Here is a 16,440-nt window from a genome sequence, read left to right on the forward strand (position 1 = left end):
GTCAGCGTTGCGTCAACGCCACCGGCAGGGTTCAGTTTGCCTGCCGGGAAGCGTTCAGTTACTGCGTCTTGAAGTCGAACGGCACTTCAATGCTGCCGGGGACGGCCTGGCCGTTGCTCTGCGCCGGCGTGAAGCGCCAGCGGCGCACGGCGTCCGTGGCGGCACGGTCGAGCTCGCGTGAACCGCTGCGCTGGATCACCGTAGCGTTGTTTGGATAGCCGGTGGCGTCCACGTCCACCCGCACCACCACGGTGCCGGTCTCGCCAGCGCGAAGCGCGGCAGCCGGGTAGGCGGGTGGCGGCGACTGGCCGGCAATCGGCATCGGCTGGCTGTTGCCGGTGGCCGCCGGCGCAGGGCCCGGTGCGGCCGGGGCTGCTTCAGCGATGGGGGCAGGCGGCGGTGGGGCTGTTTCGACCAGCTTTGGTGCTTCTTCCTCCACCGGGGCCGGCTTGGCATCGGGCATGTCGCTGGAACCGGCCGCAGCAGCCAACGGCTCCGGCAGGGGCTCGATCTGGGCGGTTTCCTGCGGCGTCTGGGCGGCAGGATCGGCGCGGAAGAACTCCTTGTCGCGACCGGTCAGCCAGACCAGCACGAACAGCAGTACGCCCACGCCGAAGGCGATGCCGGCGATCTTCAGGGCGTTGCGCGGGATATGCACAGTGAACGACTTGGCGGACGACGAGCGGGGTGCAGACATGGACCGGACCAGTACGGAATGGCTCGATTCTGCCACGGCGGGAATGAACCGGGCGGCAGAAATCCGTATAACAAGCGATAATCCCATCCCTGATACCCACCACGACACCTGCCATGCTTGATCCAGCCCTGCTCCGCCACCAGCCCGCCGACCTCGCCGAACGCCTGCGCACCAGCCGTGGCTTCGAGCTCGACGTGTCTGCCCTGGAGTCCCTGGAGGCTGATCGCAAGCGCATCCAGGTGCGGACCCAGGAGCTGCAGAGCCTGCGCAACAGCCGTTCCAAAGCCATCGGCCAGGCCAAGGCCAAGGGCGAGGACGTCTCGGCCATCATGGCCGAGGTCGCAGCCTTCGCCGACGAGCTGAAGGCCTCGGAAGTGGCGCTGGACGAGCTGCGCGAGAAGATCGAAGCGATCTCGATGGGCATCCCGAACCTGCCGGCCGATGACGTGCCGGCCGGTGCCGACGAGAACGACAACGTCGAGCAGTCGCGCTGGGGAACCCCGCGCCAGTTCGATTTCAAGGTGCTCGACCACGTCGAACTGGGCGCCCGCAACGGCTGGCTGGACGGCGAGACCGCCGCCAAGCTGTCCGGCTCGCGCTTCACCGTGCTGCGCGGCCCGATCGCGCGCCTGCACCGTGCGCTGGCCCAGTTCATGGTCGACCTGCACACCGGCGAGCACGGCTATGAGGAAACCAACGTGCCGCTGCTGGTCAACGCCGATTCGCTGCGCGGCACCAGCCAGCTGCCGAAGTTCGAGGACGACCTGTTCAAGACGGCCGTGGGCGATTCCACGCGCTACCTGATCCCGACCTCGGAAGTACCGCTGACGAACATCGTGCGCGACGAGATCGTCGATGCCGAACGTCTGCCGTTGCGCATGACCGCCCACTCGATGTGCTTCCGTGCCGAGGCCGGCAGCGGTGGTCGCGACGTGCGCGGCATGATCCGCCAGCACCAGTTCGAGAAGGTCGAGCTGGTTTCGATCAGCCGCCCGGAAGACAGCGATGCCGAACACCAGCGCATGACCCGCTGCGCCGAAGTGGTGCTGGAAAAGCTGGGCCTGCCGTACCGCAAGGTGCTGCTGTGCACCGGCGACATGGGCTTCTCGGCGGTGAAGACCTACGATCTGGAAGTCTGGCTGCCGTCGCAGGAGACCTACCGCGAGATCTCCTCGTGCTCGAACTGTGGTGACTTCCAGGCCCGCCGCATGCAGGCGCGCTGGCGCAACCCGGCCACCGGCAAGCCGGAACTGGCGCACACCCTGAACGGCTCGGGCGTGGCCGTCGGCCGCGCGATGATCGCGGTGATGGAGAACTACCAGAACGCCGACGGCAGCATCACCGTGCCGGAAGCCCTGCGCCCGTACATGGGCGGCCTGGAAACCATCGCCTGATTCCCTGATCGGGCGGGTGCCATGCTTGCATGGCACTGCTGCGGCTCGGGTGGGTGCCATGCTTGCATGGCACCGCTGTGTCTCTGGTGGGTGTCATGCTTGCATGGCACCGTATCCACGCCATGCGTGGATGAACCGCCGTGATCACTCCACAACCCGCACCTTCTCCAACGGCACCCATCCCGGGTCGCCGGCCTCCGGCACGCACCACGCCCAGCCATTGAGCGTGCGCTGCCCACGCAGCAGCTGTCCGGGATCCACATCCAGTTCCCGCGCGCAGTAGTCCTCCGTGGCAAACGCGCCACCCTGCGCGTCGCGACCGATCACCGGCGCCGGGACGAAACCGGGGTGCTGCCCCTCGGCCTCGCACAGGAACCAGTCATCCCAGCCCTCCGGGCCTTCATAGCGTTCGCCCACTACCAGCGCCTGGCCGCGGCGCAGGGTGATCGGGTGCGGAAATTCGCTGCGGTGCGCAGTGGTCACGATGTAGTTCATGGCCCCAGCCTAACGTGCTGGTGAGCGCCGCGCATGGCACCGATCCACGCATGGCGTGGATCTACTGATGCAAAAATGCGGCCCCGCAAAGCGGGGCCGCCAGGGTGGGCCGGGATGGGGGAGGGGATCCACGGCCCGCGTTCAGCGCCTCGACGAGGAGAGAGCGGCGCCGAACGCTGGAACGCTTATGCAGCGACGGCTTCGACCACTTCGTGCGACGGCAGGGCTGCCAGTGCACCGGCAATCGCGTCTTCGCGGTGCTGCGGCGAGTAGGCGATGCCCTCGGCGCGCACGAACTCGACCTCGTTGATGCCCATGAAGGCGAACACCTGGCGCAGGAACGGTTCCTGGAAGTCGGCCGGCGAGTCGGTGTAGATGCCGCCGCGGCTGCTGGCGATGATCACCCGCTTGCCACCGGCCAGGCCCACCGGGCCGTTCTCGGTGTACTTGAAGGTGCGGCCGGCCACGGCCACGCGGTCGATCCAGGCCTTCAGCGTGGAAGGAATGCTGAAGTTGTACATCGGCGCGCCGATCACCACGATGTCAGCCTCCAGGAACTGCTGCATCACCTGTTCAGCATCGGTCGCCTCGGCGGCATCGGTCCTGGCCAGCGAGCTGCTGCGCAGATGCGGTACCGGATTGGCGTCAAGATCGCGATAATCGACCTGCAGGCCATCGATCTGGCCCGTGAAGCGGGCAACCACGGCGGCCGACAGCTGGCGCGAGACGGAATTGTCGCCAAGCACGCTGGCGTCGAGATGCAGAAGCTTCATGGCAGTCACCTATGTTCTGGAGGGAAGGGGCGGGGTGGCCCCGCCGACGGAGAGAACGATAGGTTGTTGCAAAGACGGAATAAAGGTGATTGAATGCCACGTATTGTTCTAGATATGGAACTCGGGCATGCATGACCTGAATGATCTGTACTACTTCGCGATGGTGGTCGACCACGGCGGATTTGCCGCCGCCGAGCGCGCACTGGGTATTCCCAAGTCGCGACTGAGCCGCCGCATCAGCCAGCTGGAAACCGACCTGGGCGTGCGCCTGCTGCAGCGCTCCACGCGCCGTTTCGCGGTCACCGATGTCGGCACCAGCGTGCACCGCCATGCGCAGACGATGCTGGCCGAGGCCCAGGCCGCCCGCGAAGTGGTGGACCGCCTGAGCGCGGAGCCGCGCGGCGTGGTGCGCGCCAGCGTGCCGGTGTCACTGGCGCAGATGCAGCTGCCCAAGCTGCTGCCCAAGTTCCTTGAGCAGTACCCGAAGGTGCGCCTGCAGCTGAACATCAGCAACCGCCGCGTGGACATCATCAACGAAGGCTACGACGTGGCCCTGCGCGTGCGTTCGCGCCTGGACGATGACGGCAGCCTGGTGATGCGCAGCTTCGGCCAGGTGCAGGAATTGCTGGTGGCCAGCCCGAAGTACCTGGACCGCGCTGGCCGGCCGAAGGATCCGGAAGAATTGACCCAGCACGTCACCCTCAGCATCAGCGAAGACGAAGCCCGCCAACGCTGGGAGCTGCACGGGCCGGAAGGCGAAGTGCGCCGGGTCGACCTGCAGCCGCGCGTGGCCGGCTTCGACTTCCCGCTGCTGCAGAGCATGGTGAAGGACGGTTTCGGCATCACCATGCTGCCGGAAACCGTGTGCGCCGACGCCGTGCGCAACGGCGAGCTGGAAGTGGTGCTGCCGGACTGGTCGCTGCCGCAGGGCGTGTGCCATGCCGTGTTCGCCTCGCGCCGCGGCCTGCTGCCGGCGGTGCGCGTGTTCATCGACTTCCTGGCCGAACATCTGCCGCCGCAACTGGAGGCCTCGCGCCTGGATTGCGGTGGTGCCTGTGAAAAGGCCAAGGAGCGGATCAAGGCCAGTGCGCTGGGCGCGTTGGCGGTGGACGCGGGCTGAGGTACCTACCCGCAACTGCACCGCCGATCTGTGAAACGGTAGCGCCGGGCCATGCCCGGCGTTGCTGCTTTCTGGCGCCGATTAGTTCCGCCCGAACAGCCGGTCCCAGAAGCTGCGCCGCGGGGGTGCGGCCGGTGTGGGCTCGGCAATGACCGGCGCTTCCAGCACCGCCATCAGTTCCGCGCTGCGCGGCTTCTTCAGGAAGCGCGCGTAGTCCAGATAGCTGGTCACCTTGCTCATGTGCAGGCGCTCGGGCATGGCCGGCAAGGCGCCGCCCTGCAGCAGTACCCGCAACGCCTCTGGGCGGTCCAGACGGATCGCCTCGAACAGGGCGGTGCCACCGCATCCGGGCTCAATCTGGTTGGCGCGCTGTGGCGCAACCTTCAGCAGCTCTCGCAGCGCATCCGGGTCATCGTGGTCCACGGCCGCTACAAGCCGTGCCAGCGCTTCAGCCTCTTCAGGCGGAAGGCTGTCGCGATAGGCCTGGTCGGCGATCTCGCGCTCGTCGCGCCCATCACCGCGCTGGATGCACAGGAAATCGGTGACCAGAGCGACCGGAATGCCGGACGTATCCAGCCCCCAGTAGCTGGGATAGACACCGTCGCCCCAGCCGCTGGTGAATACGACCAGGCCATGCGGTGAGTCCTCGCCCCAGGGACGGTACTCGGCGCCTTCATCCAGGCCGTCATGGTCGATCAGCGCATCCGACCACGCGTTGTCTTCGTCGCCATCGGCCTGTTCGATCAGGGCCAGCAGCGCCCGCTGGGTGTCTGTATCCATGAAGCAGCCGATACCAGCGTCGACCGGATAGCCAATGAAGCTGTCTTCATCCAGGCCGGTCAGATCCTGCGTGGTCCAGCGCGCCATCTGCCAGTGCAGGGCGGTTGCGCTGAGGGCTTCGCGGGGCTTGAACCAGACCACGGCCAACGCCGGGCGGCCGCTGTGCACGATGACTTCGACCGGATGCCGGCCCAGCGGGGCGGTGTAGTCGGCCAGCGCGGGCGCCTCGGCCTGGACCAGCGGATCGCAGACCACCAGATGCCCGCTGCTGACCGGCAGGTGCCCGGCGAAAGTGCGATGCAGGGCCATTGCGGCCAGCTGGGTGTCGTCCAGCAGGGTGGTGCGCAGGTTGGCCAGATCGAGATGGGCCATGGCGGCTCCGAGTGCGGTGAAGGCCCCCACCGTGCCGGATGCGGAGGGCAGGGGCAAGGTGGTCTTGGGCAAATGCCCTTCACGTGCGAGAATACGCTGCTGCCCGGGCGACCGGGACCCGATTGGAGAGATGGCCGAGCGGTTTAAGGCACCGGTCTTGAAAACCGGCGAAGGGTTAAACCTTCCGTGGGTTCGAATCCCACTCTCTCCGCCAGAACGCGAACGCCCCGGAAGGGGCGTTTTGCATTTCGGACAAGGTCCACTTGAACGCCCGCACAGCGGGTTGCAAGAGATACCACGGCCCCATTCCTAACGCCCACCCTTCGGTTTGTTATGGCACAACGGGTAACTCGAGCACGACCGGAACGCCCCATGCGGCCCCATCCGGTCCACGAACACGCCGACCTTGCACACCGGACAGCGCTCTTCGTGGATGGCTGCGCCTGAAATCGCGGTCACTTCCACTGCTCTGTCCTTCACCAGCTCGTCCAGGAACGGCGAACGCTTCCCCTGTAGGGTGAACATGGCCACCGAGCGTCGCGCACGCGTCAGCGCGACATAGAACAACCGCCGCTCTTCGCTCAGCGGGTAGGTATCACCCTCCGGCATTGCCAGGGAAAGCACCGGGTCATCCGAGCGCAGGCTCGGGAAGCTGCGGTTGACCATGCCTGGCAGAACAACATAGTCCGCCTCGCGTCCCTTCGACCGATGGACCGTGAGGAACTCCACGTCCATCGTGCTGCCGAAGACTGTCTTCCAATCCGAAGGCATCGCGCTGCGGTCCGCGCGGTAGCGGCCCAGGATGAAGACCGTCACGCGTCCCTTGCGCCCTTGCGGCACTGCCCCGGACAGCAACTGCTTATGCAGCTTGGCGAGGTACTGGCGAATGCCATCCTGCAGCTCCTCGCGACGATTCATCTGGAACGCTTGCAGCACTGGCCCCATTGCCGGTGCGGCAGAACGAACCGCCTTGGCAATCTGCGCTGGATTCCGGCTGACGAAACGGCTGGACGCATCGCAGAGCGCCTGGGGGCAGCGGAATGTCTGCTCCAGTTTCAGCACCTGGCCATGGCCCATCCACTCGCGGAATCCGGTCATCACCGAAACGTCGGCACCGGCGAAACGATTGATCGATTGCCAGTCATCGCCCACCGCAAACAGATAGCGGCCGGGGCGGCTGACCAGGGCACGGCAGAGCCGGGCGCGGGCGCGCGAGGCATCCTGGAATTCGTCGGCCATCACCAGTTCGTAGGGCGATTCATAGCGGCCCTGTTCCAGCAGTCCGGCCGCCATGTTGAGCATGTCTTCGAAATCGATGCCGTGCTCGTCAGCCAGTGCGTTGTCCCAGGCCTGGAAAACAGGGCTGGCGATTTCCAGGAAGCGCCGATGCCGTTCCTTGAACTGGTCTTCGGGCATCTGTCGCAGGCGCTCCGCCATATCATCCAGCGTCAGGCAGTTGCTCTTGGCATGGGCAATGAAGGTGCGCATCAAGCCGATCAGGTCAGCGTCCGGCATGGGCTTTGCGCCCTGCTCGGGCAGCTCGCGGTCGGGGTTGGGGTCGAGTTCGACACCGGAGTCGCCAAGCCTCTCCGCCATATCCCGCAGGGCGTATCCACTGCGCAGACCAAACGAGGTGGTTTCAACAAGGGCGGTGCCTCGTGCCGCATGCTGTTGACGCTTCCAATGCATACCTTCGGCGTAGTCGGGAAGCTGCTCTGGCGCCTGGCCATCCGCATCCAGCGAGAAGTGCTCGTGATACAGCCCGGCGTGCGGGTAATAGAAGTTGGGGCGATACTGGCAGTGGGTGTCTGTCGCAGTATCGAACTCGTAGCGTCGCTCGTAGTCGTACGTCACGCCGTTGTAGAACAGCCAGTCGGCGATCACGCATTCTTCCAGGCTCTTCACCCGCTCACCCTGCAGGGTGCGGATGTAGGGCGTGCCATCGCGTTCGTAGCCATCGGCCTCCATTTCCGCGCCGAATGCCGGCAGGTCGCGCCCGAACACCAGGCGGAACATGTCCCACTGGGTGCGGAAGTGGGTCGAGCGATCCTTCAGGTCGTCCACCAGTTCGGCCAGCTTGTTGAAGCCCAGCGTGGCGTCAATGGCCCATTCGGGGATGTCGGGCTTGCGGCCGGTGGCCTTGGCGATGATGGCCAAGCCCAGGGCGTGGAAGGTCCGGGCCTCAACCACTGTGTTGCCCATGCCGAGTCGATCGAAGGTTCGCTGCGCACGCTCCTCCAGTTCCTTGGCGGCATCCTTGTTGAAGGCGAGCATCACGATGCGTTCGGGTTCGACAAAGCCGCGGTCAATGGCATAAGCGGCCTTGGCGACCATCGTGGAGGTCTTGCCGGAGCCGGCCGCGGCCACGACCTGCACCCGATTGTCGAAGCAGATGACGGCGCGGGCCTGTTCCTCTGTCAGCGGCTTGCTCTCGACCCGGCCCAGGAAGCCCCTGGCCAACACCAGCTCGCGCAGGGTAATGGCCTCATTGGCTTCGGCCCAGGCAGCGGGCCAATCCAGGTTCCAGTCGCGCAGGGCGTCCAGCGCTGCGCGATGGCTGTCCGCATGCAGATCTTCATGCACGTCTTCATCGCGGAACAGCTGCTCCAGCTCAGGCGGCTGCAGGGGCAGGTCTGAGCGCTTCGCCAGCAGCGCCTGCTGCTGCTCATGGGTGATCCAGCGGCGGCCGGCACCGCCACGATCGATGAGGGCATCCGCGTCGCTCAACCAGGACTGGATCTGCTCCAGAATCGTGTCGAACAGGGCCTTGCGTCCACGCGTGGTTCGCGCAAAGAGCAGGTGCTGCAGGGCCCCCGCAAGCCGGGACGCTGGTCCGTTGGGGAGCCCGTCCACGCACAGCCCGGCAGCATCGCCGGTCTGCAGTTCGACCCGTGACCAGAAGACCCCTCGATGGACCTGCACCTGCTGATCATCATCCACGCGCAGCCGGTACTGCTGGCCGGAGACACTGAGTTCAACGTACTCGCCATCAAGCCGCAGCGACCAATGGGGCGAACGGGTCACGCGTCGGCCCCAGCCCGAAGGGCGCCATTCCATAGACATCCAGATACTGCCCCGCAAGCCTCAGTGGGGCGTACAGCGCCCCCAGGCCCACATGATAAGGGCCCTTGAAGATGCGTGCGGCCTTGCCCGCGGGCACGCCATCACTCGTAGGCGCGATCCTGCTTCGTCGGCGGTACTTCCACCACATCACCGCGTCGGATCAGCTCGTCCAGATCCACCGCCGAAGCGGCCAGGGCATCCTGCGCATCGAAATCCCACTTGTCCTTGTACTCGCGTGCCAGCAGGTCGCAGACCGCTTTGGCACGCGGATAGGCATCGTCCTTGCCCTCGTTCTGCTTCAGCGCATCGCGATGGATCTGGCACAGCATGAGCTGGTGCGCATCCTCGGCGCGCTCGCGCTCCCAGGTGATGTCGGGCAGGCCCGAAAGCGCAGCGGCAAGTGCGAACGCGGTCATTGGCATGTCGGGTGTCCAGGCAGCGATGGGAACCCGAGCGTATGCGAGCGGCAGTGGCTTGGGGACACCACCGCCCGCGTCGTTTCACTGCATGTTCACCATTCGCCGCAGCATGGAAGCTGCATCAGATGCAGTTGATCCAGACTATCTCCTCACGCATTCACATTCACCACAATCCGCCCACGCACCTTGCCCGGGATGATCTGGTCGTAGACGTCCAGCACCTCGGCAAGCCCGATCAACTGCACGGTACTTTCGAGCTTCTGCGGATCCAGGTCGGTGGCAAGCCGGTCCCACGCGCGCTGTCGGATGTCCTGCGGCGCATTCACCGAATCCACACCGGCAAGCGTCACGTTGCGGAGAATGAAGGGCAGCACCGAGCCATGCAGCTCATCACTCTGCGCCAGCCCGCAGGCGGCCACGGCGCCTCGGTATTTCGTCTCGGCAATGGCGTTGACGAGGGTAGGGCCACCGGCCACATCCACCACCCCGGCCCAGCGTTCGGCGCTCACCGGCCGCTCGCGCGGTTCTGAAAGCTGCGCGCGATCGATGATCTCGGCGGCGCCCAGGCTGTGCAGGTACCCGGCGTGTTCCGGGCGCCCGGTGGCGGCCACCACGCGATAGCCCAGCTTTGAGAGGATCGCCACCGCGATCGAACCGACGCCACCGTTGGCGCCGGTCACCAGCACATCGCCCTTTTCGGGCGTCAGCCCCGCATGTTCGAGGGCCAGTACGCACAGCATGGCGGTATAGCCTGCGGTACCGATGGCCATGGCGTCGCGGGTGCTGAAGTTGCCGGGAATCCGGTTGAGCCATTCGCCCCGTACGCGCGCGCGCTGGGCCAGCCCGCCGTGATGTCCCATGCTCAGGTCCCAGCCATTGAGCACAACGCGGTCGCCTGGCTGGAAGTCGGCTCTGCTGGATTCCAGCACCACACCTGCCAGATCGATGCCGGGAATGAGCGGGAACGTCCGGATGACCGGACTCTTGCCGGTCAGGGCGAGCGCATCCTTGTAGTTCAGCGTGGAGTACTCGACGTCCACCAGAACGTCGCCGTCCATCAGATCGGCTTCATCAAAATCGACCAGCTCGGTCGAAACCTGGTTGTTCGTCTTGCGGGTGAGCAGTGCTTTGAACGTCATGCTGGGCCTCACATTCAAGGAATGGGGCCATGCTAGGCTCGCACCGTTATCGCAACAAGAACGATGAATTTCCGTAGGTACTATGGTTTTCCGGAGTATGCATGCGCAGCAGGCGTTGGGATGGCAAGAGCGGTTGTGCCGTGGAAGTCACGCTGTCGGTGATGGGCGGCGTGTGGAAGCCGATCATTCTGTTTCACCTGATGACAGGCAAGCGACGTTTCATGGAGCTGACCCGGCGTGTGCCCAACGCCACCCAGTCCATGCTGACCAGCCAGCTGCGGGAACTGGAGGCTGACGGGGTGGTGATCCGCCACGTGTACCCGGAAGTGCCGCCGAAGGTGGAGTACGAGCTTTCCGAATTCGGCCGCACGCTGGTGCCGGTGCTGCTTGCCATGCGCGAGTGGGGTGAAACCTATCGCGGCCATAAAGGCACGGACAGCGACGGCTGAGACCTGGAGTAGTGCCGAAGCAGTATCCGCAGTACTGCAGGCAGCGCATGTGGCGCGCAGCCTGGTTTCATGAAGGGCTGCGATGCGGTTCCTGTTCCGTGGACGGCCGGTTGCCTATAGTGGCGCTGGAACCCTGCAATGGAATGCCCATGCACGTGATGTCCCCCAGCCGGTGTCTGACGCTTGCACTTGCCGTTGCAGTGAGTGCCGGCGCCTGTGCGCGGCCACCGTCCAACGAACACGAAAGGAATCCCGCCATGTCCGGCGCAACCCAGACCGGCCGCACGATCAACGGCCACACCTATACCGATGCGCCCGTGGACGTGAAGCTCGGGCCGAACACTTTCCGCATTCCGGCCAACTACCTGGACAGCCAGATCGCACCGTGGCCGGGCGAGGGCGTGACGCTGGTCATCGAGTGGCCGGACATGAAGCCGACGGCGCCGGGTGCGCGGGCGAATCCGCGTACGAATGATTTCCGGAAGGAGATTGCCATTCGGATCAACTACGTCGATCGCGTTCCCGTCGAAACACTGCTTTCAAGGCTGTCGTCAAATGAAGCCATCACGGAGGAGGGCTCTGTGGAAAGGGAGGATCCCAGGGACCGTCTCGATCAACGCGTTGCAAAGCCGCAGACCTTGGGCCTGACGCCCTATGCAATCGATGAAGCGAAGATGGTGGTGTACGCGAAGAAGTATGAGGCGCGGTACGGGAAGCCGCCTGTCCGCAATCCCGCCTACGAGAGAGACTGGTACATCGCACGCCAGGGCGATGGTCGGATCAGCTCGTTCATCAAATGTGACGGCGAGGAATTCCGACGCGACGGCGTGCGGCTGGAGGGGCGCGAGGTGATCAGTGAGCCCGGGGAAGTGGCAGCGGGCTGCGTTCATTACTTCGTGGACATCGACAACAAGCTGTCCGTCAGCCTGGACTACAAGAGAGCGTTTCTGAAGGACTGGAAGCGCATGGAAGAGGCCGTCAGGGACGTCATCGCGCGCACCCGGTCCAAGTGATCGGTGATTCAAGGAAGAGAAGGGGTAGGGTATGAGTGGATTGACCGAGCGAGATCTGAGCGTCCTTGGCAGCTATGCCAGAGACGGCAACCGCGAGCTTTACTGGAACTACCTGTCGCAACTGCCGGGAGCCGATGGATACGGGACACTGGCACTGGGTGTTGTACGCAATGACAGCCTGCCGGGACGCGTCGCGAACACTTATGCACAGAACTACGCGAAGAGCCAGCAGGAAGAGGGATCTCGGTTTCCAAATGCACAGTTGACCGAACGGCAATGGGAGTCCTTTGGGCAGACACTGCTAGAAAGAGATCTTGAGTTGCGGCAGCAGTGGATGAACGAGCGCCGCCCAGACCTGGCACTGAATCTTCCCGGCAAGGATGTAATGCTGGCTCACGACCGTGCATTTGAACGGCATGAACTCGATCCCAATTGCTGGACGCCGCGCGTGTTGCTGCAGGCGGCTGAGCAGAAGAGCGGCCCCGCGAAGCTGGAACAGATCTGGACCAACATGCTCAACAATGACTACGCCGGAGGCCCGCGTGTAGGCAACACCAGCGTCGATGCCATCAGCCAGATGGGATGGACGAAAGGCGGCCAGTACCTCACCCGGTTGAGCGTGCTGGAAGCCACCCAGGCCCTGGAAGGGCGCTCGGCGGTCGATCCGAACGTCATCGGTGGCAACAGCTACTACGCGATGTACTTCGAGGCGGACAGGAAATGGGCCAGCATCAGTGCGGGCGGCGGTCACATGTCGCTGCGCGAGATCACCGATCCCTCACGTATCGCCGAACTCAACGACGCGCGCGAGGTTCGTCTGGAGCGCCTGGAGAAGCGAACCCAGTTCCACCCGGACGACCCATATCGGACCATTACCCGCAGCCCGCTTACCGCAGCCGTGGACGACGTGCCGGATCCCTCACAGGCGCCGACCCGTCTGGCCGACATTGGTCCTGGCCACCGTGAGTACACATTGCTGCAGCAGGTGCGCGAAGGCGTGGCCGCGATCGATGCCAGCGCGGGGCGTACCCACGATGAGAACAGCGAGCGTCTTGTGGCGAGCGTGATGGCCTTGGCCCGCCGCAACCAGCTTGAACGCGCCGATCACGTGCTGCTGAGCGCCCAGACGGCCGACGCTCCCGCAGGGCGGAACGTGTTCGTGGTGCAGGGCGAGATGACCGACCCCGCCCACCTGCGCGCTTCAATGCCCACGGATATAGCAGTACAGACGCCGGTTGCGCAGTCGTTGCAGCAGATGAAAGCGGTCGACCTGGATCGCCAGCAGACTGCCGGGCAACGCCAGCAGGAAATTGATGTGCAGGCGCGCGAGAACCATGCGATGCGGATGGGATGAAATCACACCGCCAGTCGCGTATGGAACCTTTTCAGTAGTAAGGCGCAGCGCCTGCCAGCCAATGCCAGCCCCCGAAATGGGGGCCGGCACGCATCACGGCAGTGCGTGGCTTACGGGATGGTGCAGCCGCTGTTCCGCAGGCAACGAGCAAACGCCGGGTAACAGACCTTCTCGCCATTACCCGCCGCCAGGCACGCGTCATACGCGGTGTAGCAAGGGGTACAGCGGGACTGCGCGGAGGCACTGCCGATTCCCAGGGTCAGTGCAGCAGCCGCAATAGCAACAGACAGCTTGAATCCAATCTTCATGCTTCACTCCGTTGATAGCCCTCCTTGGGCAACGGCAACGCTACAGGCGGAGGAGATCGTGCACAAGTGACTGGAAGTGCCGACGGTTTCGGACACGCGTGGACCAGTGCCAGGCAACGATCTGCTTGCCGGCAGTGGATCAGCGCTACACGTGCTTCCGGTCAGAAGCTGTAGGCCGCCTGCACATACACCCGCCGTGGATCTCCGGGGAAATGCCCGTTGCGTTCAATGAAGCCACTGGCCGCGTACACCTTGTCGAACAGGTTCTTGACGTTGGCCTGGAACTGCCACTGCCTCCACGTGGTCTTCCAGCTCACGTCGAACACGGTGTAGGCCTTGACCGTCTGCCCATCCAGGCTGACGCGTTCGCCGACGTGATCCGCGCCAAAGCCGATGGCGGAGTTGATCGCCGGCAGGTCATAACGCGTCCACAACCCCAGCTTGTTGCGCGGCGCATTGGCGAATCGGTCGCCTGAGGCGTTGGTGATGCCATTCGGTCCGGCGTCCTTCACCCGCGCATCGTTGTAGGCGTACGTCAGATTCAGCACCCAGCGCTCGCTGAGGTCGGCCAGCAGGTCAAGCTCCATGCCGGTGCTGCGTACCAGGCCCAGCGCGGCCAACTGGTTCACGCCACCGATCACCTCGCCGGTGGCCTGCACGATGTTGCTGCGGTCGATCCGGTAGGCCGCCATGTTCAAGGCCACACGGTCGGCCAGCAGCGACTTCATGCCTACTTCCCACTGCTTGCTGCGCTCGGCATCGAACGGTCCGCCAGCGGCCGGGTTCTGGTTGGCGGCACTCTGCGGCACGAAACCACTGGCGACGTTGGCGTAGACGTTCAGGCCCTCGCGCACGGTGAACGTGCTGCCCAGCCGCCAGCTGAGATCGTTGCCATCCACACTGTTGCCAGTGATGCGATCCTCATCCTTGAAGCCATCCCAGCGCACCCCGGCCAGCAAATGCCAGCGCGGGCCCAGTACCAGTTCGTCCTGCAGGTAGCCGCCATGGCGCTTGCTGCGGGTGGATGTGCTGCGCCAGGGCAGGGCCGCCAGGTTGTAGTCGTGCCAGGTACTGGCGCCGTACACGGGATTGAACAGGTCGATGCCGCGCACCGGCCCGGCGCCACGCGCAAGGTCAGCGCTGTTCGCGGTCTGTGCGGTGAAATCCGCATCCAGCTGGTACACATCGGCGCCGAACAGCACCTTGTGCTCAACCGTGCCGGTGGCCACCCGCCAGACGGCATTGCCGTTGGCAGTGAATGCTTCGTTGTCGCGTATCTGGTTGCGCAGCTGGCGGGTCATCCACTCGGCCACGCCATCGCGGTCACGATCGATCAGGCCCATCGGCTCGTGGTACATCTGGTGTTCGTTGTTGCTGAACCAGCGGGCGGCGAAGTCCAGGTCCAGAGAGTCGAGCGGCGCGAAGCGGTACTGCGCCAGCGCCACCTTGGCGCGCATGTCGAGGAAATCACTGGCCTCGTTGTGGTTCCAGCGGCGGTCGGTCAGGAACGTGCCTGCATCGTTGACCGGCACGCCACGCAGGCGGTTGCCGCCAAGGTTCTGGGTGATGTCGGTGAACTGCAGCACCAGCTCGCCGGTCTGGCCAACGTCGAAGGCCAGCGAGGCGTCGCCGATCACGCTCTCGCTGTCGGTATTCCAGCGCACGCCCTGTTCACTGTCGGCATAGAGCCCGGCGCGATAGCGTACGCTGCCGGCGGCATTCGACGGGCCGGTACCCTCGATCGATCCGGCACGGAAGTCCTTGTCGCCGAGCTGGACCTCGATGCGGCGTTCGGCGCTGGCTTTCGGCTTGCGGGTCACGTAGTTGATGACACCGCCCGCATCACCCCCGCCATACAGCGCGCCTGCCGGCCCCTTCAGCACTTCCACGCGCTCGATGTTGAACAGCTGCGGCACCGAAAATCCTGCGTACGGGTCGCCGCGCAGGCCGTCATACAGCACGTTCTCCTGGCGGAAGCCGCGCAGGGTCACCCCGGCATAGCTGAAATAGCTGATGCCGCTGATGCTGCGATAGAGGTCGGTCACCTGACGCGCGGCCTGGTCGTCGATCAGTTCACGCGGGATGACCTGGATCGACTGTGGGACCAGCTCCAGGGGCGTATCGGTGCGGGTGCCGACCGCGGCATCGTCTACCCGATACAGTGTCTGTGCGCGTCCGCGGACTTCGACCTTGTCCAGATCCCTGGGTGCGGCAGCGGAGGACTCAGCTGCATGCGCAAGGGTCGCCACGTGCAGGGTCAGTGCCAGGCACAAGGTGCGTTGCAGGGGCATGGGCAGGGGCATTGGAGAGGGTCACGTGTCTGCAAATGAGAAAGATTAGCATTTGCGATACTTCGACGCCTATTCCCCGGATGCGCTATGGACGCGCGCCGGGGTCCGTATACGGGGTGCCCGCCAAGGCCACCAGTACCCCGGTGGCACCGCGCACGATCAGCTGCCGCATGGCCTCACGCGGGTCCTCGCCCTGCAGCTGGCTTGCCAGTCCTTTCTCATAGGCCGCCACCATCGACGCCAGCAGCATGGCCGCGCCCAGTCGCGCTTCGGCGTCATGTTCGGGCCGGCCGACAGCGTGGGCCATCAATCGCGCCAGATCGTCAGTCAACTGCGCCTGCAGCCGTCGCGCGTGCGCGACCAGTACCGGGCTCTCCGCCACGGTGCCCCAGAAGGCGACAGCGCCGGCATTGATGCGCAGCAGCGGATGGCCAGCCTCCAGCAACTCACGAACGAGCGACTGGAAGGCCGCGAGCGGGGTCAGGCCGCTGCGCGCCATCATGCCCTCGCGCAGCAGCGTGCGCGCCTCCTCATCCCGGTCGAACACCAGGTCTTCCTTGCTGGCGAAGTAGTTGAAGACCGTCTTGCGTGAGACGCCCGCGGCTTCGGCGATCTCGGACATGGAGACGGCCTCGAAGCCGCGCCGGATGATCAGCTCGGTGGCGACGTCCGAAATCGTTTGTCTGGTCACGGCCTTGCGTTGTTCGCGGCGGCCAGGAGGCGGGGTCATGGGCGGTTCACTTGTGAAAACGTACACCGAGTGTAACATTTGA

At 64.9% G+C, this 16,440-nt stretch carries 15 protein-coding genes and 1 tRNA gene; 6 read left to right on the forward strand and 10 right to left on the reverse strand.

Translation table 11 applies throughout. The features are described 5' to 3' along the window. Nucleotides 1–58 precede the first annotated feature (58 nt). Complete coding sequence (locus tag AC5P6X_RS10265; RefSeq protein ID WP_010480562.1) at nucleotides 59–697, reverse strand: energy transducer TonB; 639 nt, start codon at nucleotides 695–697, stop codon at nucleotides 59–61. Nucleotides 698–810: 113 nt separating this feature from the next. Between AC5P6X_RS10265 and serS the strand changes: the two genes are divergently transcribed. Next, nucleotides 811–2,091 carry a serine--tRNA ligase gene (serS, locus tag AC5P6X_RS10270; protein ID WP_005410178.1) on the forward strand — a complete coding sequence of 427 codons (1,281 nt, stop codon included), beginning with the start codon at nucleotides 811–813 and terminating at the stop codon, nucleotides 2,089–2,091. Nucleotides 2,092–2,235: 144 nt separating this feature from the next. On the opposite strand, the gene AC5P6X_RS10275 is transcribed toward serS, so the two are convergent. Further along, entirely contained in the window at nucleotides 2,236–2,586 is a 351-nt protein-coding gene (locus tag AC5P6X_RS10275) for an SH3 domain-containing protein (protein WP_005413863.1), read from the reverse strand. Between the two features lie 185 nt (nucleotides 2,587–2,771). After that, nucleotides 2,772–3,359, reverse strand: a complete 588-nt coding sequence (locus tag AC5P6X_RS10280) for an FMN-dependent NADH-azoreductase (protein ID WP_005413862.1) — start codon at nucleotides 3,357–3,359, stop codon at nucleotides 2,772–2,774. Between the two features lie 127 nt (nucleotides 3,360–3,486). On the opposite strand from AC5P6X_RS10280, the gene AC5P6X_RS10285 reads away from it, so the two are divergent. Then, nucleotides 3,487–4,479 carry a LysR family transcriptional regulator gene (locus AC5P6X_RS10285; protein ID WP_005410175.1) on the forward strand — a complete coding sequence of 331 codons (993 nt, stop codon included), beginning with the start codon at nucleotides 3,487–3,489 and terminating at the stop codon, nucleotides 4,477–4,479. Between the two features lie 81 nt (nucleotides 4,480–4,560). On the opposite strand, the gene AC5P6X_RS10290 is transcribed toward AC5P6X_RS10285, so the two are convergent. Continuing rightward, nucleotides 4,561–5,631 (reverse strand): DUF4241 domain-containing protein, encoded by a 1,071-nt coding sequence (locus AC5P6X_RS10290; protein ID WP_099605164.1) that lies wholly within the window; start codon nucleotides 5,629–5,631, stop codon nucleotides 4,561–4,563. Nucleotides 5,632–5,755: 124 nt separating this feature from the next. On the opposite strand from AC5P6X_RS10290, the gene AC5P6X_RS10295 reads away from it, so the two are divergent. Then, nucleotides 5,756–5,845 (forward strand) — tRNA-Ser (locus AC5P6X_RS10295). 95 nt (nucleotides 5,846–5,940) lie between these two features. Here the strand turns inward: AC5P6X_RS10295 and AC5P6X_RS10300 are convergent. From AC5P6X_RS10300 to acuI, 3 genes are all read right to left on the reverse strand, one after another. Then, on the reverse strand, nucleotides 5,941–8,688 hold the full coding sequence (locus AC5P6X_RS10300) for a UvrD-helicase domain-containing protein (protein ID WP_099605535.1): 2,748 nt from the start codon (nucleotides 8,686–8,688) through the stop codon (nucleotides 5,941–5,943). Between the two features lie 107 nt (nucleotides 8,689–8,795). Then, nucleotides 8,796–9,116, reverse strand: coding sequence for a hypothetical protein (locus AC5P6X_RS10305; protein WP_005410147.1), 321 nt, complete (start codon nucleotides 9,114–9,116; stop codon nucleotides 8,796–8,798). A 146-nt stretch (nucleotides 9,117–9,262) separates the two neighbouring features. Then, nucleotides 9,263–10,252, reverse strand: a complete 990-nt coding sequence (acuI, locus tag AC5P6X_RS10310; RefSeq protein WP_099605536.1) for an acrylyl-CoA reductase (NADPH) — start codon at nucleotides 10,250–10,252, stop codon at nucleotides 9,263–9,265. Between the two features lie 101 nt (nucleotides 10,253–10,353). Between acuI and AC5P6X_RS10315 the strand changes: the two genes are divergently transcribed. The 3 genes from AC5P6X_RS10315 (at nucleotide 10,354) to AC5P6X_RS10325 (ending at nucleotide 13,068) form a co-directional block, all read left to right on the forward strand. Next, a complete protein-coding gene (locus AC5P6X_RS10315; protein ID WP_049449066.1) occupies nucleotides 10,354–10,701 on the forward strand; it encodes a winged helix-turn-helix transcriptional regulator in 348 nt (115 codons plus the stop codon). Between the two features lie 149 nt (nucleotides 10,702–10,850). After that, a complete protein-coding gene (locus AC5P6X_RS10320) occupies nucleotides 10,851–11,714 on the forward strand; it encodes a Smlt3025 familytype IV secretion system inhibitor (protein ID WP_099605537.1) in 864 nt (287 codons plus the stop codon). Between the two features lie 31 nt (nucleotides 11,715–11,745). Further along, entirely contained in the window at nucleotides 11,746–13,068 is a 1,323-nt protein-coding gene (locus tag AC5P6X_RS10325) for a Smlt3024 family type IV secretion system effector (RefSeq protein ID WP_049449068.1), read from the forward strand. Between the two features lie 110 nt (nucleotides 13,069–13,178). Here AC5P6X_RS10325 and AC5P6X_RS10330 read toward each other — a convergent pair whose 3' ends face one another. The 3 genes from AC5P6X_RS10330 to AC5P6X_RS10340 all read right to left on the reverse strand — a co-directional run bounded on the left by AC5P6X_RS10330 (nucleotide 13,179) and on the right by AC5P6X_RS10340 (nucleotide 16,397). After that, nucleotides 13,179–13,376: a hypothetical protein gene (locus AC5P6X_RS10330; protein ID WP_005410142.1), complete on the reverse strand. Its 198-nt coding sequence runs from the start codon at nucleotides 13,374–13,376 to the stop codon at nucleotides 13,179–13,181. Nucleotides 13,377–13,537: 161 nt separating this feature from the next. After that, on the reverse strand, nucleotides 13,538–15,679 hold the full coding sequence (locus tag AC5P6X_RS10335; protein WP_099605538.1) for a TonB-dependent siderophore receptor: 2,142 nt from the start codon (nucleotides 15,677–15,679) through the stop codon (nucleotides 13,538–13,540). A gap of 73 nt (nucleotides 15,680–15,752) precedes the next feature. Beyond that, nucleotides 15,753–16,397, reverse strand: a complete 645-nt coding sequence (locus tag AC5P6X_RS10340; RefSeq protein ID WP_005413851.1) for a TetR/AcrR family transcriptional regulator — start codon at nucleotides 16,395–16,397, stop codon at nucleotides 15,753–15,755. Nucleotides 16,398–16,440 lie beyond the last annotated feature (43 nt).

It is taken from the genome of Stenotrophomonas sp. YJH_SMC_40 (genome assembly GCF_059368615.1).